General features: G+C 66.8%; 22 protein-coding genes and 3 pseudogenes. 17 read left to right on the top strand and 8 right to left on the bottom strand.

What is annotated here, in order from left to right; genetic code table 11:
* The first annotated feature begins 22 nt into the window (after window positions 1-22).
* Window positions 23-1,345 carry a sugar porter family MFS transporter gene (locus QP181_RS13995; protein WP_333928910.1) on the top strand — a complete coding sequence of 441 codons (1,323 nt, stop codon included), beginning with the start codon at window positions 23-25 and terminating at the stop codon, window positions 1,343-1,345.
* A gap of 83 nt (window positions 1,346-1,428) precedes the next feature.
* Window positions 1,429-4,068, top strand: coding sequence for a TonB-dependent receptor (locus tag QP181_RS13990; protein ID WP_333928909.1), 2,640 nt, complete (start codon window positions 1,429-1,431; stop codon window positions 4,066-4,068).
* Window positions 4,069-4,224: 156 nt separating this feature from the next.
* Here QP181_RS13990 and QP181_RS13985 read toward each other — a convergent pair.
* Together QP181_RS13985 and QP181_RS13980 are read right to left on the bottom strand one after the other, a co-directional pair.
* Window positions 4,225-5,761 (bottom strand): annotated as a pseudogene (locus QP181_RS13985) (ABC transporter permease/substrate-binding protein).
* Window positions 5,758-6,531 carry an ATP-binding cassette domain-containing protein gene (locus QP181_RS13980; protein ID WP_333928908.1) on the bottom strand — a complete coding sequence of 258 codons (774 nt, stop codon included), beginning with the start codon at window positions 6,529-6,531 and terminating at the stop codon, window positions 5,758-5,760. Before QP181_RS13980 ends, QP181_RS13985 begins: the two are co-directional and overlap by 4 nt.
* A gap of 55 nt (window positions 6,532-6,586) precedes the next feature.
* On the opposite strand from QP181_RS13980, the pseudogene QP181_RS13975 reads away from it, so the two are divergent.
* Window positions 6,587-7,376: pseudogene (locus QP181_RS13975) on the top strand (SDR family oxidoreductase).
* 125 nt (window positions 7,377-7,501) lie between these two features.
* Here the strand turns inward: QP181_RS13975 and QP181_RS13970 are convergent.
* The gene (locus tag QP181_RS13970; RefSeq protein WP_128453864.1) at window positions 7,502-7,798 is read right to left on the bottom strand and encodes a 4a-hydroxytetrahydrobiopterin dehydratase; all 297 of its coding nucleotides are present in this window, start codon (window positions 7,796-7,798) and stop codon (window positions 7,502-7,504) included.
* Between the two features lie 36 nt (window positions 7,799-7,834).
* Between QP181_RS13970 and QP181_RS13965 the strand changes: the two genes are divergently transcribed.
* From QP181_RS13965 to QP181_RS13950, 4 genes and pseudogenes are all read left to right on the top strand, one after another.
* Window positions 7,835-8,293 carry a metallopeptidase family protein gene (locus QP181_RS13965; RefSeq protein ID WP_333928907.1) on the top strand — a complete coding sequence of 153 codons (459 nt, stop codon included), beginning with the start codon at window positions 7,835-7,837 and terminating at the stop codon, window positions 8,291-8,293.
* A 26-nt stretch (window positions 8,294-8,319) separates the two neighbouring features.
* Window positions 8,320-8,430, top strand: a pseudogene (locus QP181_RS13960) (ATP-binding cassette domain-containing protein); the annotation flags it as partial.
* A 167-nt stretch (window positions 8,431-8,597) separates the two neighbouring features.
* On the top strand, window positions 8,598-8,861 hold the full coding sequence (locus tag QP181_RS13955) for an ABC transporter ATP-binding protein (RefSeq protein ID WP_333928906.1): 264 nt from the start codon (window positions 8,598-8,600) through the stop codon (window positions 8,859-8,861).
* Window positions 8,858-9,499 (top strand): heme exporter protein CcmB, encoded by a 642-nt coding sequence (locus QP181_RS13950; RefSeq protein ID WP_333928905.1) that lies wholly within the window; start codon window positions 8,858-8,860, stop codon window positions 9,497-9,499. The genes QP181_RS13955 and QP181_RS13950 overlap by 4 nt, the downstream gene beginning before the upstream one ends.
* Before the next feature lie 85 nt (window positions 9,500-9,584).
* On the opposite strand, the gene QP181_RS13945 is transcribed toward QP181_RS13950, so the two are convergent.
* Window positions 9,585-9,710, bottom strand: coding sequence for a hypothetical protein (locus QP181_RS13945; protein WP_259457500.1), 126 nt, complete (start codon window positions 9,708-9,710; stop codon window positions 9,585-9,587).
* A 79-nt stretch (window positions 9,711-9,789) separates the two neighbouring features.
* Entirely contained in the window at window positions 9,790-10,218 is a 429-nt protein-coding gene (locus QP181_RS13940) for a DUF1810 domain-containing protein (protein ID WP_443027596.1), read from the bottom strand.
* 79 nt (window positions 10,219-10,297) lie between these two features.
* On the opposite strand from QP181_RS13940, the gene QP181_RS13935 reads away from it, so the two are divergent.
* From QP181_RS13935 to QP181_RS13925, 3 genes are read left to right on the top strand one after another with little or no spacing between them, the layout of a single operon-like run.
* Window positions 10,298-10,483, top strand: coding sequence for a hypothetical protein (locus tag QP181_RS13935; RefSeq protein WP_333928904.1), 186 nt, complete (start codon window positions 10,298-10,300; stop codon window positions 10,481-10,483).
* A gap of 55 nt (window positions 10,484-10,538) precedes the next feature.
* The gene (locus QP181_RS13930) at window positions 10,539-10,805 is read left to right on the top strand and encodes an Ivy family c-type lysozyme inhibitor (RefSeq protein WP_333928903.1); all 267 of its coding nucleotides are present in this window, start codon (window positions 10,539-10,541) and stop codon (window positions 10,803-10,805) included.
* A gap of 3 nt (window positions 10,806-10,808) precedes the next feature.
* Window positions 10,809-11,426 carry a YbhB/YbcL family Raf kinase inhibitor-like protein gene (locus QP181_RS13925; RefSeq protein WP_132895776.1) on the top strand — a complete coding sequence of 206 codons (618 nt, stop codon included), beginning with the start codon at window positions 10,809-10,811 and terminating at the stop codon, window positions 11,424-11,426.
* Window positions 11,427-11,877: 451 nt separating this feature from the next.
* On the opposite strand, the gene QP181_RS13920 is transcribed toward QP181_RS13925, so the two are convergent.
* A complete protein-coding gene (locus QP181_RS13920; protein WP_333928902.1) occupies window positions 11,878-12,915 on the bottom strand; it encodes a GGDEF domain-containing protein in 1,038 nt (345 codons plus the stop codon).
* Between the two features lie 178 nt (window positions 12,916-13,093).
* The gene (locus tag QP181_RS13915) at window positions 13,094-13,630 is read right to left on the bottom strand and encodes a peroxiredoxin (RefSeq protein WP_333928901.1); all 537 of its coding nucleotides are present in this window, start codon (window positions 13,628-13,630) and stop codon (window positions 13,094-13,096) included.
* A gap of 90 nt (window positions 13,631-13,720) precedes the next feature.
* Here QP181_RS13915 and QP181_RS13910 point away from each other — a divergent pair, with 90 nt between their 5' ends.
* Window positions 13,721-14,551 carry an inositol monophosphatase family protein gene (locus QP181_RS13910; RefSeq protein WP_333928900.1) on the top strand — a complete coding sequence of 277 codons (831 nt, stop codon included), beginning with the start codon at window positions 13,721-13,723 and terminating at the stop codon, window positions 14,549-14,551.
* 372 nt (window positions 14,552-14,923) lie between these two features.
* On the opposite strand, the gene QP181_RS13905 is transcribed toward QP181_RS13910, so the two are convergent.
* Window positions 14,924-17,059, bottom strand: a complete 2,136-nt coding sequence (locus QP181_RS13905) for an AsmA family protein (RefSeq protein WP_333928899.1) — start codon at window positions 17,057-17,059, stop codon at window positions 14,924-14,926.
* A gap of 168 nt (window positions 17,060-17,227) precedes the next feature.
* Here QP181_RS13905 and rpmI point away from each other — a divergent pair, with 168 nt between their 5' ends.
* The 6 genes from rpmI to QP181_RS13875 all read left to right on the top strand — a co-directional run bounded on the left by rpmI (window position 17,228) and on the right by QP181_RS13875 (window position 23,019).
* Window positions 17,228-17,431 (top strand): 50S ribosomal protein L35, encoded by a 204-nt coding sequence (gene rpmI / locus QP181_RS13900; protein ID WP_031395289.1) that lies wholly within the window; start codon window positions 17,228-17,230, stop codon window positions 17,429-17,431.
* A gap of 19 nt (window positions 17,432-17,450) precedes the next feature.
* Entirely contained in the window at window positions 17,451-17,816 is a 366-nt protein-coding gene (gene rplT, locus QP181_RS13895) for a 50S ribosomal protein L20 (RefSeq protein ID WP_056054375.1), read from the top strand.
* A gap of 142 nt (window positions 17,817-17,958) precedes the next feature.
* Window positions 17,959-18,288, top strand: a complete 330-nt coding sequence (locus QP181_RS13890) for a GIY-YIG nuclease family protein (protein WP_333928896.1) — start codon at window positions 17,959-17,961, stop codon at window positions 18,286-18,288.
* A 145-nt stretch (window positions 18,289-18,433) separates the two neighbouring features.
* Window positions 18,434-19,534: a phenylalanine--tRNA ligase subunit alpha gene (gene pheS / locus QP181_RS13885; RefSeq protein ID WP_443027595.1), complete on the top strand. Its 1,101-nt coding sequence runs from the start codon at window positions 18,434-18,436 to the stop codon at window positions 19,532-19,534.
* On the top strand, window positions 19,531-21,945 hold the full coding sequence (gene pheT / locus QP181_RS13880) for a phenylalanine--tRNA ligase subunit beta (protein WP_333928894.1): 2,415 nt from the start codon (window positions 19,531-19,533) through the stop codon (window positions 21,943-21,945). The genes pheS and pheT overlap by 4 nt, the downstream gene beginning before the upstream one ends.
* Before the next feature lie 192 nt (window positions 21,946-22,137).
* A complete protein-coding gene (locus QP181_RS13875; RefSeq protein WP_333928893.1) occupies window positions 22,138-23,019 on the top strand; it encodes an aldose 1-epimerase family protein in 882 nt (293 codons plus the stop codon).
* The last annotated feature ends 71 nt before the right edge of the window (window positions 23,020-23,090 follow it).

The raw sequence follows: 23,090 nt of genomic DNA, 5'->3' as shown, positions 1-23,090 counted from the left end.
CGAAACATTCGAAACAGCCGGCATGACGATCGCCCCCTCCAAAACCCGCCCCAGCACCGTCCTCATAGCAAGCGTCGCGACCGCGGCGCTGGCGGGGCTGTTGTTCGGCTTCGACACCGCGGTGATCGCGGGCGTCACCGGCGCGCTGAAGGCGAAGTTCGCGCTGAGCGAGGCGTGGCTCGGCTTCACCGTCTCGTCGGCGCTCTGGGGAACGCTGATCGGTGCGCTGTTCGTCGGTATGCCCGGCGATCGCTACGGCAGCCGCAACGTGCTGCGGATGCTCGCCTTCCTCTATGTCGTCACCGCACTCGGCTGTGCATTGGCGTGGAACTGGCACAGTTTCATCGGCTTCCGCTTCATCAACGGCATCGCGATCGGCGGCTCGTCGGTGCTCGCACCAGCCTATATCGCCGAGCTCGCACCACCAGCACAGCGCGGGAAGATGGTCGGCGGATTCCAGTTCGCGGTCATCCTCGGGATCCTGCTCGCCTATGTCTCGAACGCGATCATCGGGTCGCTCGATCTCGGCGATGTTGAATGGCGGTGGAAGCTCGGGATCGTCGCCGCCCCGTCGCTGGTGTTCTTCGCGCTGCTGTTCCGCATCCCCAATTCGCCGCGCTGGCTGCTCGCCAAGCGGCGCGATGCGGAGGCGAAGGACGTGCTGGCGATGGTCGGGATGAGCCCGGACATCGCGCGGCGCGAACTCGATGCGCCGAAGGGCGACGCTGCGCTCTCCTGGACGCGCCACCGCAAGCCGATCACGCTCGCCTTCCTGGTCGCGATGTTCAACCAGTTCAGCGGCATCAACGCGTTCCTCTATTACCTTAACGATATCTTCAAGGCGTCGGGCGGCAGCCTCTCGCCCGATCTGCAGGCGGTGATGATCGGCGTCGCCAACATGGTCTTCACGCTGCTCGGGATGCTGCTGATCGACCGGATCGGGCGGCGTACGCTGCTGCTCTGGGGCTCGGCGGGGATGACCGGCGCGCTCACCGTCGGCGGGCTCGCACTACTGGGAGTCGTGCCGCACGAGCTGCTGCTGCCGTCGCTGATCGTCTTCATCATGTTCTTCGCGCCGGGCTCGGGCGCGGTGATCTGGGTGTATATCTCGGAGGTCTTCCCACAGAACGTCCGTGCGCGCGGATCGAGCATCGGCTCGTCGAGCCATTGGGGCTGGAACGCGGTGATCGCGCAGGTCTTCCCGATCGCCGCGGCGTGGTCGGCCGGACTGCCGTTCCTGTTCTTCGCCGCGATGATGGCGGTGCAATTCGTGACGGTGTTCCTCTACTTCCCCGAGACCAAGGGCGTGCCGCTGGAGGAGATGGACGGGCTCATGGCGCGCTGATCGGTCGTCGAACCGGCATAATCCTGCGACAATTCGCGGCTAGGCGGGCACCGGATCGACGGTCGATCATCGGGGTAACGGGTATGCGTAAACTGGGTCTGGTTCTGGCGGTGAGCATGCCCGCGATGGCGGCGGCGCAACAGGCGCCGTCGACACCCGCCGCCGATGCCGCGTCCGCCCCGCAGACGCAGACGCAGACGCAGACGCAGACGCAGGCGCAGGAGCAGGACGAGGGCGCCGAATCCGAGGAGATCGTCGTCACCGGTTCGCGCAAACTGCCCGGCGCGGTGATTGGCGACATTCCCCCCGACCAGACGCTGGGCCAGGCCGAGATCCGTTCCTACGGCGTCAGTTCGATCTCCGACTTGCTGAGCGAACTGAGCCCGCAGACCACTAGCGGACGCGGCAGCGGTGGCGCGCCGGTGGTGCTGCTCAACGGCCGCCGCATCTCCAGCTTCAGCGAAATCCGCGACATCCCGACCGAGGCGATCCAGCGCGTCGAGATCTTGCCCGAGGAGGTCGCGCTCAAATACGGCTATCGCGCCGACCAGAAGGTCGTGAACTTCGTGCTACGCCGCCGTTTCCGCGCGGTGACCGCCGAGGCGGTCGACAAGATGCCCACCGAAGGCGGCAGCAATTCGCCCGATGCCAAGCTCGACCTGCTCAGCATCGCGCGCGATCGCCGGGTCAATCTGCATGCCGAATACACCTCGACCTCGGCGCTGACCGAATCCGAGCGTGACATCGCAGCGCCCACGCCGACCGCGACCAGTGCGGTCGGCGCGGACAGCGTGATCGTCGACCAGCGACCGTTCCGCACGCTTCAGTCGGCCAGCAGCACCTTCACCGTGAACAGCGTGTATGCGCGCAACATCGGCAAGGTCGGTGCGACCATCAACGGTCGCCTCGAATCGACCGACAGCCGCAGCCTGAACGGCCTGCCGGTCGCGACGCTCGATGTCGGCGGCACCACCCCGGTGTACCGGGCGCTCAACGACGATGGCTTCCTGCCGCTCACCCAGCGCACCGCGTCGATCGCGGCGCATCTCGGCACCACGCTCAACGGCGATATCGGCACGTGGCGCTGGAACGTCACGGGCAATTACGACCGTAGCGACACGCAGACCTTCACCGAGAATGGAGTGGACGCCAGCGCGTTCCAGGCACGGCTCAGGGCAGGCGATCCGACCGCCAATCCGTTCGCGCGGCTCACCGCCGGCGATATCGGTGCCGCCGCCGGCAACCGCGCCTATGCGACGCAGAACACCGGCGAGATCGACGCGGTCGCGAACGGCAACCTGTTCAGCCTGCCCGCGGGCGCGGTCTCGACGACGATCAAGTTCGGCGGACAGACCGCGGATTTCGACAGCCGTTCCTACCGCGCCGGCCTGACGCAGCGTGGCCAGGTGTCGCGTGATACCGTCAACGGTCAGGTCAATGTCGATCTGCCGCTGACCAGCCGGTCGAAGGACGTGCTGCCATCCCTCGGCACGCTGTCGGCGAACTTCAACCTCGCTGAGGATCATCTGTCGGACTTCGGCACGCTGACGACGCTCGGCTATGGTGCGAACTGGTCGCCGATCGAGGGCGTGCGCGTGATCGCCTCGGTCACCGACACCGACGAGGCACCGACCGCGCAACAGCTCGGTAATCCGTCGATCACCACGCCCAACGTCCGCATCTTCGATTACGTCCGCGGCACCACCGCGACCGTGACGACGATCAGCGGCGGCAACCCCGGGCTCGTGTCGGACAACAACCATGTCAAGAAGGTCGGGGTGACGTTGAAGCCGTGGTCCGCCAAGGATTTGTCGATCACCGCGAACTATGTCGAGAGCCGGGTCGACAATCCGATCGCCGCCTTCCCGTCGGCGACTGCGGCGATCGAGGCGGCATTCCCCGATCGATTCACGCGCGATGCCGCGGGCAACCTGCTGCAGGTTGACAGCCGTCCGATCAATTTCGCGCGCAGCGACCGCTCCGAACTGCGGTGGGGGATCAATTTCTCCGCGCCGCTCAAGTCGAAGATCCAGAAGGAGCTGGAGGCGTATCGCGCCGGCACCGGCCCCAATCCGTTCGAGGGGATGCAGCCGCCCGGCGGTTTTCGTCGTCCGGAAGGGGCGGGCGGCGATGGCCGGCGTGATGGTCCAGGCGGGGGCGGTCCGGGCGGGGGCGGTCCGGGCGGTGGCGGTCCAGGCGGCGGGCGCGGCTTCGGCGGTCGTGGCGGGCAGGCCGGCGGCCGCCTGCAGTTCGCGGTCTACCATACCTGGCATTTCACCGATCGCGTACTCGTGGCGAACGGCGGCCCTAGCCTCGACCTGTTGAACGGCGACGCGATCGGCAACAGCGGCGGCCAATCGCGCCACGAACTCGAGGCGCAGGCGGGCTATACCAACAACGGCCTCGGCGCACGGATCTCCGCCAACTACGCGACCGGCACGCGCGTCAATGGCGGCACCGCGGCGGCACCCGAGACGCTCAACTTTGGTGGCTTGGCGACCGCCAACGCGCGGCTGTTCGCCGATCTCGGCCAGCGGCTCGAATGGGTGAAGGCGCATCCGTGGTTGCGCGGCATGCGGATCAGCCTGTCGGTCGACAACGTGCTCAACACGCGCCAGCGCGTGACCGACGCGACGGGGGCGACCCCGAACAACTACCAGCCGGATTACCTCGACCCGCTAGGCCGCACCGTCCGCCTCAGCATCCGCAAGCTCTTCTTCTAAAACGAGGCCCTCTCCCCTGCGGGGAGAGGGAGGGGCCCGCCGCTCTTGCGGTGGGAGGGTGAGGGGAGTGAGGCACGGGACGTCGACCCAAACCACCCCTCACCCTTCCGTCGCCAAGCGGCTCCTCCCTCCCTCTCCCCAAAGGGGCGAGGGCAGTTAAAGCCCCACCTCTCCGGCCAGCCACCGCGCCGCCGCCTCGGGCGTCTGCTTGTCCGCATCACGATCGACCCGGTAGTTCGCCGCGCGCATCGCCTCCACCGGGATCCGCCCGACCACCGGCTTCAGCGCATCCACGAACTTCGCATCCCCAGCCCGCTTCGGCGCGACCATCAGGATGGCGTCATATCCCGGAATCGCCCGCCGTGGATCGCTCAGCACCGCCAGACCATCCGCCGCGATCCGCCCATCCGACGAGAAGGCCGAGATCACATCGACATTCCCGCTCTCCAGCGCGCGGTACATGAAGGTCGGGCTGTACGGTGTCGTCTTGGCGAACCGCAGCGGATAGGCGCGCTTCACTGCCGCCCATTCGGGCCGCTCGAGAAACTCCAGATCGCTGCCGAGCGTCATAGCCGGCGCGGCCTTCACCAGATCGTCGAGGCTGGCGATGCCCTTCGCCTTGGCCACATCGCCCTTCATCGCGAACGCATACGCATTCTCGAACCCGAGCGATCCGATCAGTCCGACATCGTGCTCGCGCTTCGCCCATGCACCGATCGCCGCGACCATCGCGCCGTGCTCGGGTACATCGTTGCGCTTCATCTCGTTCGCCCAGATCGTCCCGGCGTAATCGACATACACGTCGATATCACCGCCCGAGAGCGCGCCGAACACCACCGCCGAGCCCAGCCCATCGCGATACTCGACGGTATAGCCGGCGCGCTCGAGCCGATCGCCGATCAGCCGCGCAAGGATATATTGCTCGGAAAAGTTCTTGGCGCCGACCACCACCGTTCGGTCGCCACCACTTTTCGGCCAGAGTGGCAGCGTCGCCACCGCGGTTCCCGCCACCAATACCGCGGTGCACGCGATCCACAACCACCGCCGCCGCGCGAAAACCATATTCGATCCCGCCGATCAGCGCGTCGACCGCCAGCGCCAGCGCCGCCGCGGACACGCAGCCGGCAAGGACCAGCGCCCAGTTCTGCGTCTGGAGCCCGGCAAAGATCATGTCGCCGAGACTCGGCTGGCCGACCGTCGTCGACAGCGTCGCCGCGCCGATCGTCCACACCGCCGCGGTGCGGATGCCGGCGATCAGCACCGGCGCGACCAGCGGTGCCTCGACCAGCCGCAGCTTCTGCGCGGGCGTCATGCCCACCGCATCCGCCGCCTGGATCACGGCGGGATCGATCCCGTGCAGTCCCGCCACCGCGTTGCGGATGATCGGCAGCAACGCGTACAACGTCAGCGCAATCAGCGACGGCAGGAAGCCGAGCGCGGGGATCCCGCCGCCGACCAGCGCCGACAGGCTGAGCAGCAGCGGATAGAACAGGGCCAGCAGCGCGAGGCTCGGGATCGTCTGCACCAGGCTCGCAAACCCGAGCGAGACGCGCGCGACAGTGGCGTTGCGCGCCGACCAGATCCCGAGCGGCAGGCTGATCGCGATCCCCAGCAGCAGCGCCGATGCCGACAACAGGACATGAGCGGCGAGCAATGGCGGCACGCGACCAAGCGCATCGAGAAACGCGCTCATGCGACCAACGCCTGAAGGCGTTCGGCCTGCGCGCGCGGCACCTGCACCAGCGCCTGCGCGTCGTCGCCACCCTTGCCCGCGACCAGTTCGGCGGGGGTCGCATCGGCGACGATCCGCCCCGCCTTCATCACCAGCACGCGGTCGGCGAGCAGCAGCGCCTCCGCCATGTCGTGCGTCACCAGGATCGTGGTCAGCCCGAGCCGGTCGTGCAACTCGCGGATCCGCGTCCCCAGCGCGTCGCGCGTCACCGGATCGAGCGCGCCGAACGCCTCGTCGAGCAGCAGAAGCTTCGCCCCGGGTGCTAGCGCCCGCGCGATTCCGACGCGCTGGCGCTGGCCGCCCGAGAGCGCCTCGGGCATCCGCTCCGCGATATCGCGTGGCAGGTCGACGAGATCGAGCAGTTCGCCGACCTTCGCCCCATCTCGAACGGCATCCTTGCGCCCCGCAATCCGCAATCCGATCGCGATATTCTCGGCGATCGTCATATGCGGGAACAGGCCGATATTCTGGAAGACATAACCGATCCGTCGGCGCAGGTCTGGTGCAGGCTCGGCGGCGACGTCGGCGCCATCGATCGTCACGCGGCCGTCGCTTGGTTCGACCAGCCGGTTGATCGTCTTGAGCAGCGTCGACTTGCCCGATCCCGACGTCCCGACCAGCGCGACGAAGCTGCCGCCGGCGATCGTCAGCGAGACCGCATCGACCGCGATCGTCGACCCGTAGGTCTTGGTGACGCGTTCGAAAGCGAGCGCGGGGGAATTGTCTGGCATCTGCCTGCAGGATGCGGGAAACATACCGGAAAATCAAATCATAGAGAGAGGCGTCATGACCGAGCAGAGCATTTTCATCACCGGCGGCGGATCGGGGATCGGTCGGGCGACGGCGCAGCTGTTCGCGCGGAAGGGTTGGCGTGTCGGCCTGGCGGACGTCAACGTCGCCGGCCTCGCCGAAACCGCCGCGCTGCTCCCCGCGGGCATGGCGACCACCTACCCGATGGATGTGCGCGACCGCGATGCGTGGGTGGCGTGCCTCGACGCGTTCGTCGCGACCACCGGCGGGCGCCTCGACGTGCTGTTCAACAATGCCGGGATCGGCTCGGGCGGCCCGCTCGCGGAGACCGACTTCGCCGAGATCGACCGGGTGATCGCGATCAACCTGGTCGGCGTGCTGAACGGTGCGCGGATCGGCTATGCGTATCTCAAGCGCACGCCGGGATCGTGCCTACTCAACACCGCCTCCGCGTCGGCGATCTACGGCTCTTCGGGGTTAGCCCCCTATTCGGCGACCAAGTTCGGCGTCCGCGCGATCACCGAGGCGCTCGACGGCGAATGGGCGGCGGCCGGCATCAAGGTGCGCTCGATCGTGCCGAGCTTCATCGACACGCCGCTGCTCGATTCGGGGGCGGGGGAAGCAACCACTCGATCCGCGAGACGGTGACCGGCGCGGGGCTCGAACTGACCGGCGTCGACAAGGTCGCGGACGCCGCCTGGGCCGCGGTCCACGGCGACAAGGTCCACACCTATGTCGGCAAGACCGCGCACCGCATGGCGTTTGCGGCGCGGTGGATGCCGGGGCGCTGCGCAAGCGGATGCGGCGGGATCTTCGCGAGACGTGACTCTCATCCTCCCCCGTGAGGGGAGGTGGCAGCCACTTGGCTGACGGAGCGCGCGCTATCGACAGCGGATCACCCCTCCGTCTGGCTGCGCCAGCCACCTCCCCTGCAAGGGGAGGGTAGGAAGGTCAGGCGTCGCCGACGATCGCGTCGATCGCTTCGGCCATCTCGATATCGCGTGGGGAAAGACCGCCCGCATCATGCGTCGTCAGCAGAATCTCCACCCGGTTCCAGACGTTCTTCCACTCCGGATGGTGGTTCGCGCGCTCGGCGATCAGCGCGACCTGCGCCATGAAGCCGAACGCCTCGACGAAATCGGCGAACACGATCGTCCGCGTGATCGCATCGCGCGCATCGTCGTAATCCCACTCGTCGAGCCCATCGAGCGCCTCGGCCCGCTCGGTCTCGTTCAGTGCTTCGATCATTCGCGTGTCCCTTGCCGCTATCCTCGGGCAACGACTATGGCTGACGACATGAGCGGGCAAGCAGCAATACGGGCAGAGGCGCGCGGCGAAGCACCGGACGCCGACGCGATCGAGGCAATCGCGCGTGCGACGATCGCCCGGTTGCCGGCGCAGTTCGCGATCGATCTCGGCGACATCGTCTTCGCGGTCGAGGAATACGCCGACGACGAGACGCTCGCCGCGCTTGGCCTGGAGCACCCGCTCGATCTGTCGGGGCTGTATCATGGTCGCCCGCTCGGCGAGAAATCGTCGATGGATACCGGCGCGATGCCCGACCGCATCGTGCTGTACCGCCGCGCGATCCTGGAGGAGTGGATCGACACCGGCGTCCGCCTCGACGATCTCGTCGCGCACGTCACGATCCACGAGATCGGCCATCATTTCGGCCTCAGTGACGACGACATGCACGCACTTGAAGACGCGGCGGAAGATTCGGCGGAAGATCCGGCCACGTGACCCTCGGCTTTCGCGACGTCGCGTGCATGCGGGGCGGAAGAATGCTCTTTTCAAACGTCTCGTTCGATCTCGGTCCCGGCGAGGCCGCGATCGTCACCGGCCCCAACGGGATCGGCAAGTCGAGCCTGATCCGGATCGCCGCTGGCCTGCTCGCACCGTTCGAAGGTGCCGTGACCTGTAAGGCGGACAAGGCGTTGCTCACCGAAGCGAGCGCGCTCGACACCGATCGTTCGCTCGTGGCGGCGCTTCGGTTCTGGGCGACCCTCGACAGCGCCCCGATCCAGACGCACGCGTTGCCCGCGCGATGCAGGCGCTCGATCTGGACGCACTGGCCGACATTCCCGTCCGACTCCTGTCCACGGGACAACGCCGTCGCGCCTCGATCGCCCGTGTCGCCGCGACCGGCGCGCCGGTCTGGCTGCTCGACGAACCCGCCAACGGGCTCGACCTGACCTCGATCACGCGGCTCGAAGCGCTGATCGCCCGACATCGGTCAAGCGGCGGCATCGTGCTGGTCGCCACACATCTGCCGCTGTCGCTACCTGGCGCGCGGGAGATCGCGTTGTGATCGCGCTGATCCGCCGCGATCTTCGCCGCAGCGTGTCGAGCGGCGGCGCGACCTTGGTCGTCGCGTTCTTCCTGCTGGTGGCGACGCTGTTCCCGTTCGCGATCGGCCCCGACGCCGCGCTGCTCGCCAGGATTGGCGGCGGCGTGATCTGGACCGCGGCATTGCTGGCTGCCTTGCTCCCGGTCGAGCGGCTGATCGGTCCCGATCTGGAGTCCGGCGTGTTCGACCAGTTCGCGGTGCGCGGTCTGTCGATGACATTGGTCGCGGTGGCCAAGACGATCGCGCACTGGCTGAGCTTCGGTCCGCCGCTAATGCTCGCCGCGGTGATTGCCGCGGGGCTGCTCAACCTCTCGGGCGAAACGCTGCTCCGCGTCGAGATCGGCCTGCTCATCGGCACGCCGGGTCTGGCGGCCCTCGCGGTCGTCACCAGCGCGCTGGTCGCGGGCGTGCGCGGCGGTGGTGCGGTCACCGGGCTGGTGATGCTCCCGCTCGCGGTGCCACTGCTGATCTTCGGCGCCGGTTCGCTCGACCCGGCGGGCGGCGCAGGCGCGATGAAACTGCTCGCCGCGGTCAGCCTCGTGCTGGTCGCGGGCGCACCGTTCATCGCCGCCGCCGCGATCCGCGCCGCGCTCGATTAAGCGGCGACCGGCGCGCTCGGGTCGTCCTCACCCTCGCCGCCTCCAGCGTCTCGCCCTCTCCCGGGGAGAGGGAAGGCACGCGCGCTTAGTTGAGCGTCGTCATCTCGACGGGCTTGCCCTTGGTGGTCGGGTTGGACGCATTGGCCTTAGGCGCTTTTTCGGCCTTGGGTTTGCGGACTTCCTTGCTCGACTTCTTCTGGCTCTTGGCCATGACGACACCTCATGGGGCGGAAGGCCCCGCATCATCCTACACCGTTGCGACAGCGCGCGCGCCTCTTATCGAAAGACGCTTATTGGAGCAGGCGCAATGTCGCTTCGTCCGCCGACCCGTCGAAGAACCGGTCGAGTGCCGCGCGGAACGGCGTCGGGTCATCGGCGACCGACGCGAACAGCGTCATCGACGATCGCAGCTTCACCGCATCGATATCGCCAAGGATCGTCGCGGCCGAACCGTGCGCGGCGGTCACGGCCTCGGTCGCTTCGAGCAGGCGCGGCCCGAGGACCGGATGCGCGAGATACGCCCGCGCCTCGCTCGCATCGGCGATCGCATAGGTCCGCGCCATCATGCTCTGCCCTAGACCCGCGATCTGCGGGAAGATGAACCACATCCAGTGGCTGCGTTTCGCACCGGCGTGCAGTTCGGCAAGCGCCTGCGGGTATACGCCGTGCTGCGCGGTAACGAAGCGGGTCAGATCGTGCGGCATGTCCTCGAAATGCATGTCTGCGAAATGGTCGCGATCCTCCTCGACGCAACCCCCGACAAGGCCGATGCGTTGGTCGACCAGAAGAGGAATGCGCATGAAGACGATGGTGCTGATCGCGATGCTCGCACTTCCGCTGCTGAGCGGCTGCGGCAAGAAGGACGATCCGACCGATACGCTCGCCGCGAGCAACTTCACGCCGCCGCAGACGCGCGCCGACACCGATCCCTGGCCAGGCACAGACCACGCCGATCACCGCCTATGTCGGGAAATACCCGCATGACGCGGTCGGCGGCGTCGATTTCTTCGACCGTACCGATGTCGCGTCGGGGCTGGTCATGGCGGTTGGCGATGCGAAACTGCGCGAGACGATCCGCGGTCGCTCGGGGCCCGAAACGCCGGTGTTCAAGATCGGCGAGCGCGTCGCGGCCTGGGGCTGCGAGGAGCATAATTGCGGCGATCACAACTGGACCGTGATCGTCGACAGCAAGGCCGCCAAGACCCAGGTCTGCTACCATGATGCCGCGACGATGGGCACACGGAGCGACTGGTATGACGGCGCGGCTCCCGTACGCCGTGCCGAAACCTGTCCCTCGGAAGGATAAGCGATGCTCGAACACATCCCGGCGTGGCTCGGCCACGCGATGAGCGGTCTGCGTGCGGGCGCCGAAAAGCTCGCCATCGTGCAGCTTGGCAACCGGTTCGAGACGCTCGACCTGACCAGCCCGGCATTCGCGCATGAGAGCCGGATGCCGCCGCGTTTCACGGCCGATGGCGAAGGCGTGTCGCCGCCGCTCGTCTGGAGCGAACCGCCGGCCGGCACCACGCATATGGTCCTGATCGTCGAGGATGCCGATGCACCGACGCCACAGCCGCTCGTTCATGCGATCGTCTGGGGCCTCGAGGCCGATGCGGGGCGTCTTGCCGAAGGTGCGATCGCCGCCGATGGCGAGGGCGATGCGGCAGGACGCGACGTTGGCCGTAATTCCTATCTTCGCGAGGGATGGCTGCCACCCGATCCACCGAGTGGGCATGGCGATCATCGATATGCGTTTCAGATGTTCGCGGTTGGTGCGGGCGCTGAAGACGTCGGCGCGACACCCGGACGCTCTGCGGTGATCGACGCCATAACCGGCCATGTGCTGGCAGCGGGATTGTTGATCGGTACCTATTCGCGCGAGGCGGAGGCACCGGTCGGGCCGGTGGGCTTGGGTGCGCCTGCATGACGCAGGGCGGCGGTGGCGGTTTGGCCCTGGGGCTGAACCGACGCTGCCAAGGTCGGCTCAGACCAGCGTCGTCCCGCTATGCGTGACGATCAGCAAGAGGGTAGTCGAGAAGGCGGCAAGGCCTATGAGAATGCTGCGACCCATGATGGTTCTCCGTGACGTGAGGATCAGGCGATCGGGATGATCGGCGTGGCGGTGCTGACGGCGATCGCGGCGAAGACGATCGCACCGACGAACGAGCAAGCAATACGCTGGACGGTTTCGAAACGGATCGACATGAGATTTTCCTTCGAGTGTCAGGCGCCGGACCATCCGGCTGCCGATATCGAATGAATTGCACGGTGCGTGCCAGTTTCGTAACGTGTTGAACCGCCGTGGATTTCTGATTTGCCGACGCTTCGAGTGGTAAAACGCACCACGAAACCATCGTAAATTCCGCCAACTTACGGGATCAACCGGCGCAGACTCGATCGCGTCCCTGTTTCTTGGCGGCGTACAACAGGCGGTCGGCCCGCAAGAACGCGATTTCGGCGACCTCGTCGGCATGGATCGCCGTCACGCCTGCGGAAAACGTGATGGTCCCGAGCGCGGTGTCGGTCTCCCGGTTGCGGAAGCGCTTCGCGGCCACGACCGCGCGGACCGAATCGAGCAACTCGGCCGCCTCCGCCAGGCCCAGCCCCCCGAGCAGCACGGCGAATTCCTCGCCGCCGTGGCGCACGACCAGGTGCGGCGCGCATTCTGCGGCCATGGCTTGGCCGATCGCGACCAGCACCCGGTCGCCGACGCCGTGGCCATGGAGGTCGTTGACGCGCTTGAACCGATCGATGTCGCAGACTGCCAGGCAGTACGGACCTGCGTCCAGATCGCGCGCGGCATAGGCTTCTTCGAAGGCGCGTCGGTTGGGCAGGCCGGTCAAGACATCGCGTCGTGCCGTATCCCGGGCTTCGGCCAGTTTGGCGCGTAGCGCATCGGTTTCCGCCGTGGCCAGCGCCAGCCGCACCTCGCTGTCGTGGATCCGCGCGATCATCGAGCTCGTGATGCGGGTGATCTCGTCGAGTTCGGCCAGATGCGTGATCGCCGCCGCGCTTTGCGCGAGTTCATGGCCGAAACCTTCGGTCTCGGCCTGCATCGTTCGGACGATCTGCGCGAACCCGTCGACCTGCTGCTGCGTCTCGATCACCAGCGCGATCGCCGTGTCGGTCCGCATCTCGAGACTGGGCTCGGCGGGCGCCGCTGCATCGGCGTCGGTGCGTGACAGGACGAGGGGAGGGCCCTGTACCACCTGCCCGCCGAGTCGCTCGATATCGTGTCGGGTCAATCTGATGCCGAGGTCGGTCTGCTGCCGGACGGCTTCCGCCAACTCACTGTCAGGCGACGATAATACGGCAAAGGCGAAGGCGTAATGGGCGGGATCGGCGCTGAGTTTCTGCGCGTCGAGGAACCTGCCGATCCGTTCGAATATCGTCTCGTTCGGAAATGACCCGGCCATAGTTCTGGCCGCCTGTACGTCGCGCATCTCGTCCCCCGAGTTCTCGCAGTCTCCGATAAACCCGAAAGCGTTAGGATTAAGTCACCAAACCGGCAGGTAATTGCCGGTTCGATGACTATAGGCCGGTGACGACCGAGCCTCATCCATCAAGCGAGAACAACGCTCCGTGTTCGATGGCTTACTTGCCGGTGAGTTTCTCGACTGCGGCAAGTGTCGTCGAGACGTGCGCCGCGGGGTTCATATCGTCATGGACGAACGCGATGCGACCGTCCTTGGCAATGACGTAGCTGGTCCGCTTGGTGATATCGCGACCCGCCATCTGCTTGCCGAGCGCGACGTCGTAGCCCTTGACGACGCCCGGCCCTGCGCTCGCGACCGCGAACTTGCCGGCGCACTTCTCGGCCGAGAACTTGCTCAGCGTCTCGACATTGTCCGCCGACATGCCGATCACCGTCGCGCCCGCCTTGGTAAACGCCGGAATCGCCTCCGCAAAGGCATGCGCCTCGGCGTTGCAGCCGCCGGTGTACGCGGCGGGGAAGAAGTACAACACGACCGGGCCCTTTTTGAGCTGCTCGGCGAGATGGACCGTGAACACCTTGCCGGCGATCGCGCCACGCGTCGTAAAGTCCGGAGCCCGGGCGCCGGGTGCGAGCGCGGCGAAGGCGGGCGTTGCGGCGAGAAGAGCGGCGGCGGTGAGAGTCGAGACGAGGCGCATGGACGATACTCCGGTTGGATTGCAACGACCTACGCCGACGTGAGCGTTCCGTCCATTGCTCCCTGCGCCAGGGGCCGATAGGCAGGGGCCATGCCAGTCACCCAAGCCGATATCGACCTCGCGCACCGCCTCGCGGATGCTGCGGGCCACGTCATTCGACCCTATTTCCGCCACGAGCACGGGGTCGAGATCAAGGACGACCAGTCACCCGTGACGCGCGCCGACCGCGAGGCCGAGGCCGCGATGCGCCGGCTGCTCGACGCCGAGCGCTCGGGCGACGGCATCATCGGGGAGGAGTTCGGCGAAAAGCCCGGCGTCACCAACCGCAAATGGGTGCTCGACCCGATCGACGGCACGCGCAGCTTCACCGTCGGCCGGGCGATCTTCGGCACGTTGATCGCGCTGGTCGAGGATGGCTGGCCGGTGCTCGGGATCATCGACCAGCCGGTTCAGCGCGAACGCTGGGTCGGTGTCGCGGGCCGCCCGACGACGCTCAACGGCGTGCCGGTTCGCACCCGCGCCTGCCGCGAACTCGCCGGCTCGACGATCGCCACGACCAGCCCGCATCTGTTCGAGGACGGCGATGTGCAGCCCTATCTCGCGCTGGTCGCGGCGATCTCGGGCGGCAATCCGCGCCAGGGCCCGGTCTATGGCGGCGACTGCTACAATTACGGCCTGCTCGCGAGCGGCCATCTCGATGTTGTGTGTGAATCCGGTCTCAACCTCTACGACTTCGCCGCCCTGGTGCCGGTGGTCGAAGGCGCTGGCGGCATGATGTGCGACTGGAACGGCGACCCGCTGACCGCCGCCAGCGAAGGCCATGTGTTGGCGATCGGCGACCCCGCGCGCATGGACGACGTGCTCGAGGCGATGCACCGGTTGCAGGGTGAGGAGCACGATCACGACGGGCACGACCACTAAAAGTCCCCCTTCCGTCATCCCGGCGGACGCCGGGACCCACGGACACGGAGCGCTAGCCGTCTAAGCGGACCCCGGCGTCCGCCAGGTTGACGGGTGGGAGTGCTGGAGACGCAGCCTCGGTTCGGAACCAAGTCGCAGGTACGCCGGACTAACCCAAGCGGCGCGCACGGTTCAGACGAACGGGGTTCCAACCAGCCCGCCGCATACCGCGAAGCCCCGCTCACACCCCCATCCGTCATCCCGGCGGACGCCGGGACCCATGGACGCGGAACGCTAGCCATCTACGCGTGCCCACCATCGGCAACGGTGCCCGCTTAACGCCAGGATGAGCGATCTAGGGAAGGGAGGACCGTACAGTTGGTCCCCACGCCCTCAGAAGATCCCCAGAAACTTCTTCCGCTGTGCCTTGCCCTCGGAGCGGGTTGACTTCCCGTCCTCGGCCTTGGCCGTCGTCCCATGCCCCACATCATCGCGCGGCTGACCCTTGGTAGTTCGCTGCGCGGCGGCCGTCGCCCCGGCCAGTACCGGGCCGCAGGCGGTCGACTTCGCATCGCCGACATCGACGAACGCCAGAATCCCCGCGACCGGCGTCGCGACCAGCGCCAGCCCGAGCCCGCTGCCGACGCGCGCGAGCAGGTCCTTCGAGATCACGTTGAGCTTCGGCGCAGCGAACATCCCGCCAACACTCACGGGCGACTGCCCAGCAAACAGGCTGAACTTCTTCGAATCCGCGCGAAACGCGAGGTCGACCGCCTCGTTGCGAAAACTGAACCCGCCACGCCCGACGATCACGTTCTTGCGGGTATCGATCAGGATCGGGTCCGCCGCCGCGACACCGCCGCGCACCGTGAAACCGATGAGCCCGCAATTCATCTGCACCGGCTCGTCGAGCTTCCCCTGGAACATCCGTTGCGCAAACGTGCCGATGTCGAGTTCGGCGAGCTGCACATTGCGCACCGAAAGCGCCCCCGACGGCAGCACGAACGCAATCCGCCCGCGCGACGACGCCAGCGAATCGTGGATCGAGTCGCCGCGGCCATCAAGCTTGATGCGACCCTTGACGGTCCCGGTCGTCCCGGCCTCGGTCAGGCCATACCCCTTGAGCAGCCGACCCAGCGGCGTCGGCGCGAGGCGGATGTCGTAGGACACTGCGCTTGGCCGTGCGCGCGTATCGAAGATGACGTCCGAGGCAACGTTGCCGCGCGCCATCGAGAAGGTCAGCGGCGACAGCGCCAGCCGCCCGCGTTCCAGGTCGAGCGTCAGGTCGATGTTGGAAATCGGCAGGTTGCGCGACTTCACCACACCGATCGTCCATTTCAGGTCGGCATCGAAAATCTGCATCGTCGCAACCGGCAGGTTCCCGTCGGGCAGCAGGCGCTGCGGTGCAGCCCCCGTCGCCGCGGCGGCTGCCACCGCACCCTTCGACTCGACGATGTCGGGATTGAACCCAATGAACGGCGCCGCATCGATGATGTCGAGACTCTTGGTCGTGAGCACCGAATCGAGATGGATGCGCTCGCCGTTGGTGATCGTCAGCTTGCCCGCAAGATCGGTCCGGCCTGCAAAGCCGCGCAGGTGCGTGAAGGCGTATTCGTCGCCCTGCTTGATGAGTTGCGCGCGCAGTTTGTAGGTCCGCGTGTTCGGGATCGCGACGTCGATCACGCCCAGCAGCGTCGACAGATTGGTGCCGCGTGCGGTGACGGCGAGCGGCACGTTCTCGACATCGGCGATGCTCGGCAGCGTCCCCGCGACGTCGATGATATTCCCCGCCGCCCGCGCTCGCGCGACCAGCTTGTTCTGCCCGCGATTGGCGGTCGCGTCGGGCGACAGCAACTGCGCGGTCACGGTGAACGGCGTCTCGCGCAACCGCCCCTTGCCCGTCAGCCCAACCGCACGACCGATCGTCGCGTCGACCGAGCGGATGTCGGCGACCTCGAGGTCCGCCAGCACGCGCATCCGCGGATCGAGATAGCGCACCGTCGTGCCCGTGACCGTGGCGACATCGATCCTCGGGAATTCGAGCGGCTTGCCACCCTTCTTGTTCGAGAACGTCCAGGTGTTGGCAGTGTGCGCTGCGTTCCACTCGAGATCGACAGCACCGTTGACCAGGTCGAGCCAATACAGCCGCCGCTTGCCGAAGATGAGCGACAGCGGCGCGATCCGCGTGTCGAGCTTGTCCGCCTGGAACAGGTTCGGCTTGCTCGCCCAGTCGGGGTTCGAGAGCGTGAAGTTCTCCGCGTACAGCTTGATGCGGAACGGCGCGAAATAGAGCTGGAAGTCGCCGCGCACGGTCAGCGTCCGGTGCGTGAGCGAGCCGACAACGCGCTCGAACGGATGCTTCAGGAAACGCCCCTTGGTGATGTACAGCACCAGCCAGATCGCGACGATGACCGCGACGATCCCGAGCAGGATGTTGCGCAGTATCCGCCGCTTGCGACGTTTTTGCGCGGCGGCTGCTTCCGGGGCTGCGGAAGGGGTCTCGATCGGCTGCGTCGGGCTGTCGTCCATGTTTCGCCTATCGCACGACAGCCGCGTCAGTTCCACAACGGTTGATATGGCGGATCATTGCGTCTATGCGCCCCGCTTCCTCGAAGGGAACGCGTTCGACGAATCGCCCGGCCAGTGTGGGCTGCCGCGGCGATTTCAGCGTCCTCCTTCGTAACCGAAAGGATAAAAATGCCCAAGCTGAAGACCAAGAGCGGCGTCAAGAAACGCTTCAAGCTCACCGCCACCGGCCTGCTCAAGCACGGCGTCGCCGGCAAGCGTCACCGTCTGGCGCATCACAACGGAAAGTACATCCGTCAGAACCGCGGCACCAAGCTGCTGTCGAAGGCCGATACCGCAGCAGTGAAGGCCTGGGCGCCTTACGGCCTGCGTTGAGCTGAGAAGGAATTAGACAATGGCACGCGTAAAACGGGGTGTTACCACCCGCGCCAAGCACAAGCGTATTTTGGTTCAGGCGAAGGGCTATTATGGCCGTCGCAAGAACACCATCCGCATCGCCCGTCAGGCCGTCGAGAAGGCCGGACAGTACGCTTACCGCGACCGCAAGGTTAAGAAGCGCACGTTCCGTGGCCTCTGGATCCAGCGCATCAACGCGGGCGTCCGCGCCGAGGGTCTGACGTATTCGCAGTTCATGCACGGCGTGAAGCTTGCAGGGATCGAACTCGACCGGAAGGTCCTGGCCGACATCGCCATGCACGAGGGCGCTGCATTCAGCGCTATCGTCGCCCAGGTGAAGGCGGCGCTTCCCCAGGCCGCGTAATTCGCGACTGAGGTGAGTTTTGGGAGGGCGTCGGTGGGAGGCCACCGGCGCCTTTTCTGCGTTTGAGGCGGAGCACTGCCCGCCCTCAAACCGTCATTCCCGCCTACGCGGGAATGACGTAGTTGTAGCGAGGGGATAGCGGATGGACTGGCAGCCATGTGTCTACATCCTCGCCAGCGGTCGGCATGGTACGCTCTATATCGGCGTCACCTCCAACCTGCTCGGTCGCATCCACCAGCACCGCGAAGGCTTGATCAAGGGCTTCACCTCCCGCTACGGCATCCATCGGCTGGTGCACTACGAAATGGCCGACACGATGGAAGCGGCGATCACGCGCGAAAAGCAGCTGAAGAAGTGGAACCGCGACTGGAAGCTGCGGCTGATCGAAGAGGGCAATCTCGATTGGGACGATCTGGCGATAGGGTTGGGCTTCCCGCCTTTCCGTCATTCCCGCGAAGGCGGGAAACCATAACCGCTACGGTTATGACGATCGAACCGGTAGCGCATATGGATCCCCGCCTGCGCGAGGATGACAAATTCTTCGCGGGAATGACAAGTAGAGCGATAGAGACGCGCGAAATTAGGATGGCGAAACAGTGACCGAAGACCTGAACCAGATGCGCGACCACATGCTGACGGCGATCGCCGCCGCATCCGGGCTCGACGCGCTCGATGCGTGCCGGGTCGAGGCGCTCGGCAAGCAGGGCACGATCACCGCGCTGCTCAAGACGCTCGGCAAGATGACGCCGGACGAGCGCCTCGTCCAGGGCCCGCTGATCCAGGGCCTCCGCGAAGCCGTCGCCAACGGCATCGCCGAGCGCAAGGCCACGCTCGAACGCGCCGCGCTCGACGCGCGCCTCGCCAGCGAAACGCTCGACATGACGCTGCCCGCCGACGCCACGCCCGCCGGTACGATCCACCCGGTCAGCCAGGTCATGGACGAACTTGCCGAGATCTTCGCCGACCTTGGTTTCGCGGTCGCGACTGGTCCCGAGATCGAGGACGACTGGCACAACTTCACTGCGCTCAATATTCCTGAGTCCCACCCGGCGCGTGCGATGCACGATACGTTCTATATGGCGTCGTCAGATGGTAAGTTAGACGACGCTGATGCGGGCGACGGTGAGCCCGCGAAGCGGATGCTGCTCCGCACGCACACGTCGCCGGTCCAGATCCGCACGATGCTGAGCCAGAAACCCCCGATCCGCATCATCGCGCCGGGCCGCACCTACCGGTCGGACTCGGACGCGACGCACACGCCGATGTTCCACCAGGTCGAGGGCCTCGTGATCGACAAGGGCATCACGCTCGGCCATCTGAAGTGGACGCTCGAAACCTTCGTGAAGGCGTTCTTCGAGCGCGACGACATCGTCCTCCGCCTGCGCCCCAGCTACTTCCCGTTCACCGAACCCTCGGTCGAGATCGACGTCGGCTACACGCTGGTCAAGGGCAAGCGCGTCGTCGGCGGCGCCGAGCCCGATGGCTGGCTCGAGATCCTCGGCTCGGGCATGGTCCACCGCAAGGTGATCGAAGCGTGCGGGCTCGACCCCGACGAATGGCAGGGCTTCGCGTTCGGCTGCGGCATCGACCGCCTCGCGATGCTCAAATACGGCATGGACGATCTCCGCCCGTTCTTCGACGGCGATATCCGCTGGCTCAAGCATTACGGCTTTTCGAGCCTCGACGTCCCCACCTTGTCCGGCGGAGTCGGCGCATGAAGTTCACCCTCAGCTGGCTCAAGCAGCACCTCGAAACCAACGCCACGCTCGACCAGATCGTCGAGGCGCTGACCCGCATCGGCCTCGAAGTCGAAGGCGTCGAGAACCCCGGCGAGAAGCTGGCCGCGTTCAAGATCGCCAAGGTGCTCAGCGCCGAACGCCATCCGCAAGCCGACAAGCTCCAGATCCTGTCGGTCGATGCCGGTAACGGGCCACTCCAGGTCGTCTGCGGCGCCCCCAACGCTCGCGCCGGTCTGGTCGGCGTGTTCGGCGCACCCGGTGCGTACGTCCCCGGCCTCGACGTGACGCTGAAGCTCGCGAGCATTCGCGGCGTCGAATCCAACGGCATGATGTGCTCGACGCGCGAACTGGAACTCGGCGAAGACCATGACGGCATCATCGAACTGCCCGAAGACGCCCCGATCGGCACAGCGTACCCCGACTATGCCGGCCTGACCGACCCGGTCATCGACGTCGCGATCACGCCCAACCGCCAGGACTGCATGGGCGTCCGCGGCATCGCGCGAGACCTCGCCGCCGCCGGCCTCGGCACGCTCACCCCACTGACGTTCGACGCGTTCACGAGCGAGGGCGCAGGTCCGGACGTCCGCACCGACGACACCGCCGGCTGCCCGGCCTTCTTCGCCCAGACCGTCACCGGCGTAACCAACGGCGAGTCCCCAGAGTGGATGCGCCGCAGCCTCATCGCGATCGGCCAGAAGCCCATCTCAGCACTCGTCGACATCACCAATTACCTGATGATCGACCTCGGCCGCCCCTTGCACGTCTACGACCGCGCAAAGCTCTCCGGCGGCCTCGTCGCGCGGAAAGCAAACGACGGCGAGCAGGTCGTCGCGCTCAACGGCAAGACCTACACGCTCGACGCGACCATGACCGTCATCGCCGACGACACCGCCGTGCACGACATCGGCGGGATCATGGGCGGCGAGCATTCGGGCGTCTCCGCGGACACCACCGACGTGCTGATCGAATGCGCCTATTTCGATCCCGACCACATCGCGCGGACCGGCCAGAAGCTCACGCTCACCTCCGACGCGCGCAGCCGCTTCGAACGCGGCGTCGACCCGGCGTTCCTCGAAGACGGCCTCGCGATCGCCACTGCGCTCGTGCTCCACATCTGCGGCGGCACGGCGAGCGACGTCACCCGCTCGGGCGAACCCCCGCTAGACCCCCGCGTGATCCACTACGATCCGCGCCTGAGCGCAGAACTCGGCGGCCTCCACGTCGCCCCCGAACGTCAGGCGCGGACATTGTTGTCGCTCGGCTTCACGATCGGCGCGATCAAATCGGCGGACGCGTTCAGCGATGCGCTGTTCTCGACGATCGAGGGCAAATGGCCGGTCACGATCCCGACCTGGCGCCGCGACGTCGACGGCCCCGCCGACCTCGTCGAGGAAGTCGTCCGCATCGAGGGCATCGACAATATCCCCTCGACGCCGCTCCCCCGCATGCCCGGCGTCGCCAAGCCGACCGCCACGCCCGAGCAGAAGCTCGAACGTCGCGCACGCAGGGCGGCCGCTGCCCGAGGGCTCGACGAAGCGGTAACGTGGAGCTTCCTTTCCGAAGCCGAAGCCGCGCCTTTCGGTGGCGGCGCGTGGACGCTCGCCAACCCGATCAGCGAAGACCTCAAGGTCATGCGCCCCTCGCTACTTCCCGGCCTGCTCGCAGCGACCGGCCGGAACCTCAAGCGCGGCCAGCAGAGCGTCCGCCTGTTCGAGATCGGCCGCCGCTATCTGGCCGACGCCGAGCGCGTGACGCTAGGCGTCGTCCTCGCCGGCGACCGCCGCCCCCGCGGCTGGCGCGATGGGAAAGCGGCGAGCTTCGACGCGTATGACGCGAAGGCCGAGGCCTTGGCCCTTCTCGCGGCCTCGGGTGCGCCGGTCGATAATTTGCAGGTGATGGGCGAGGCCGGCGACGCATGGCACCCTGGGCAGTCGGGCACGCTTCGCCTCGGGCCGAAGACGGTTCTGGCGAGCTTCGGCATGCTCCACCCGTCGGTGCTGAAGGCGTTCGACCTCGACGGCGCGGTCGCCGCGGTAGAAGTGTACCTCGACGCGATTCCGCCCAAGCGCGCGTCTGGCTTCGCCCGCCCGGCCTACACGCCGCCGGCGCTGCAAGCCGTCCGCCGCGACTTCGCATTCCTCGTGCCGGCGGCGCTCGCCACCGACACGCTGGTCCGCGCGGTCAAGGGCGCCGACAAGGTCGCGATCGTCTCGGCCCGCGTGTTCGACGTGTTCACCGGGGCAGGGGTCGAGGACGGCCACAAGTCGGTCGCGGTCGAGATCGTCCTGCAACCGACCGCCAAGAGCTTCACCGACGAAGAGATCAAGGCGATCGCCGACAGGGTGGTCGCGGCGGCGGCCAAGCAGGGCGCGAGCCTGAGAGGATAACGCTCCCCGAAACACCACCCCGGCGAAGGCCGGGGCCCAAGTGGAAAGGCCGGTGTAACGGAGCGATGCCCTACGTTATCACCGTCCCCCAATTGGGCCCCGGCCTTCGCCGGGGTGGAGTGAGGTGGGGTGAGGTGGAGTGAGGTGAGCGTTTTGAAGCCTCGCGCGTTTGAGGCTCACGGAAGGAACCGCATGACCGACCTGATCACGATCGCCAACGACCACCTCACCGCGCAGATCAATCCGCACGGCGCCGAGCTCACCCACCTCCACGACGCAGCCGGCCGCGAGCTGATGACCAACGCCGACCCGGCCTATTGGACCGGTCACGCCCCAATCCTCTTCCCCGTCGTCGGCGTCGTCAACGAAGGCGTCATCCGCCTCGACGGCCAGGCCTACCCGATGCAGAAGCACGGCTTCGCGCGCCATTCGACGTTCGACGTCGTCGCGCAGTCGGAAACCTCCGCCACCTTCCGCCTCACCGACAGCGAGGAAACCCGGAAGGCCTACCCGTTCGCGTTCGCACTCGACATCGTCTTCACGGTAGACGGCGCGACGCTGACGCTCGAGGCGCACATCCACAACCGCACCGACGCCGCAATGCCGGCCAGTTTCGGCTTCCACCCCGCCTTCGCGTGGCCGCTGCCGTACGGCGAGCCCCGCGCAGACCACCGCATCACGTTCGACGCCGACGAGCCCGGCAAGCTGAAGGCGATCAGCCCCGACGGCCAGATCGCGGTCGACGAACGCCCCTCACCGGTCGAGGACCGCGTGATTGCCCTGCGTGACGAGCTGTTCGCCAAGGATGCGCTGGTCTGGGACCCGATTCATTCGGACTCGGTGACCTATGGCGCCGAGACCGGGCCGCAGTTGCGGATCGCTTTCCCCGATACGCCCAAGCTCGGCATCTGGACCAAGCCCGGTGCGGCCTATGTCTGCGTCGAACCGTGGCACGGCATCGCCGACCCCGAAGGCTATACCGGCGACTATCGCGACAAACCCGGTGTGTTCGAGGTGGCCGCGGGGGGCACGAAGCGCATCGAGATGAGCGTGACGCTCTTAGCCGATCACTGACGACCCCCCTCCCTGCAAGGGAGGGGCAGGGGGTGGGTCGGTTTCCGCATCACGGCACGGTTGCGACCAAA

Origin of the sequence: Sphingomonas sp. LR55, assembly GCF_036856015.1 — a bacterium.
Lineage (GTDB): Bacteria > Pseudomonadota > Alphaproteobacteria > Sphingomonadales > Sphingomonadaceae > Sphingomonas.
This window is presented reverse-complemented; position numbering and strand designations above follow the sequence as displayed.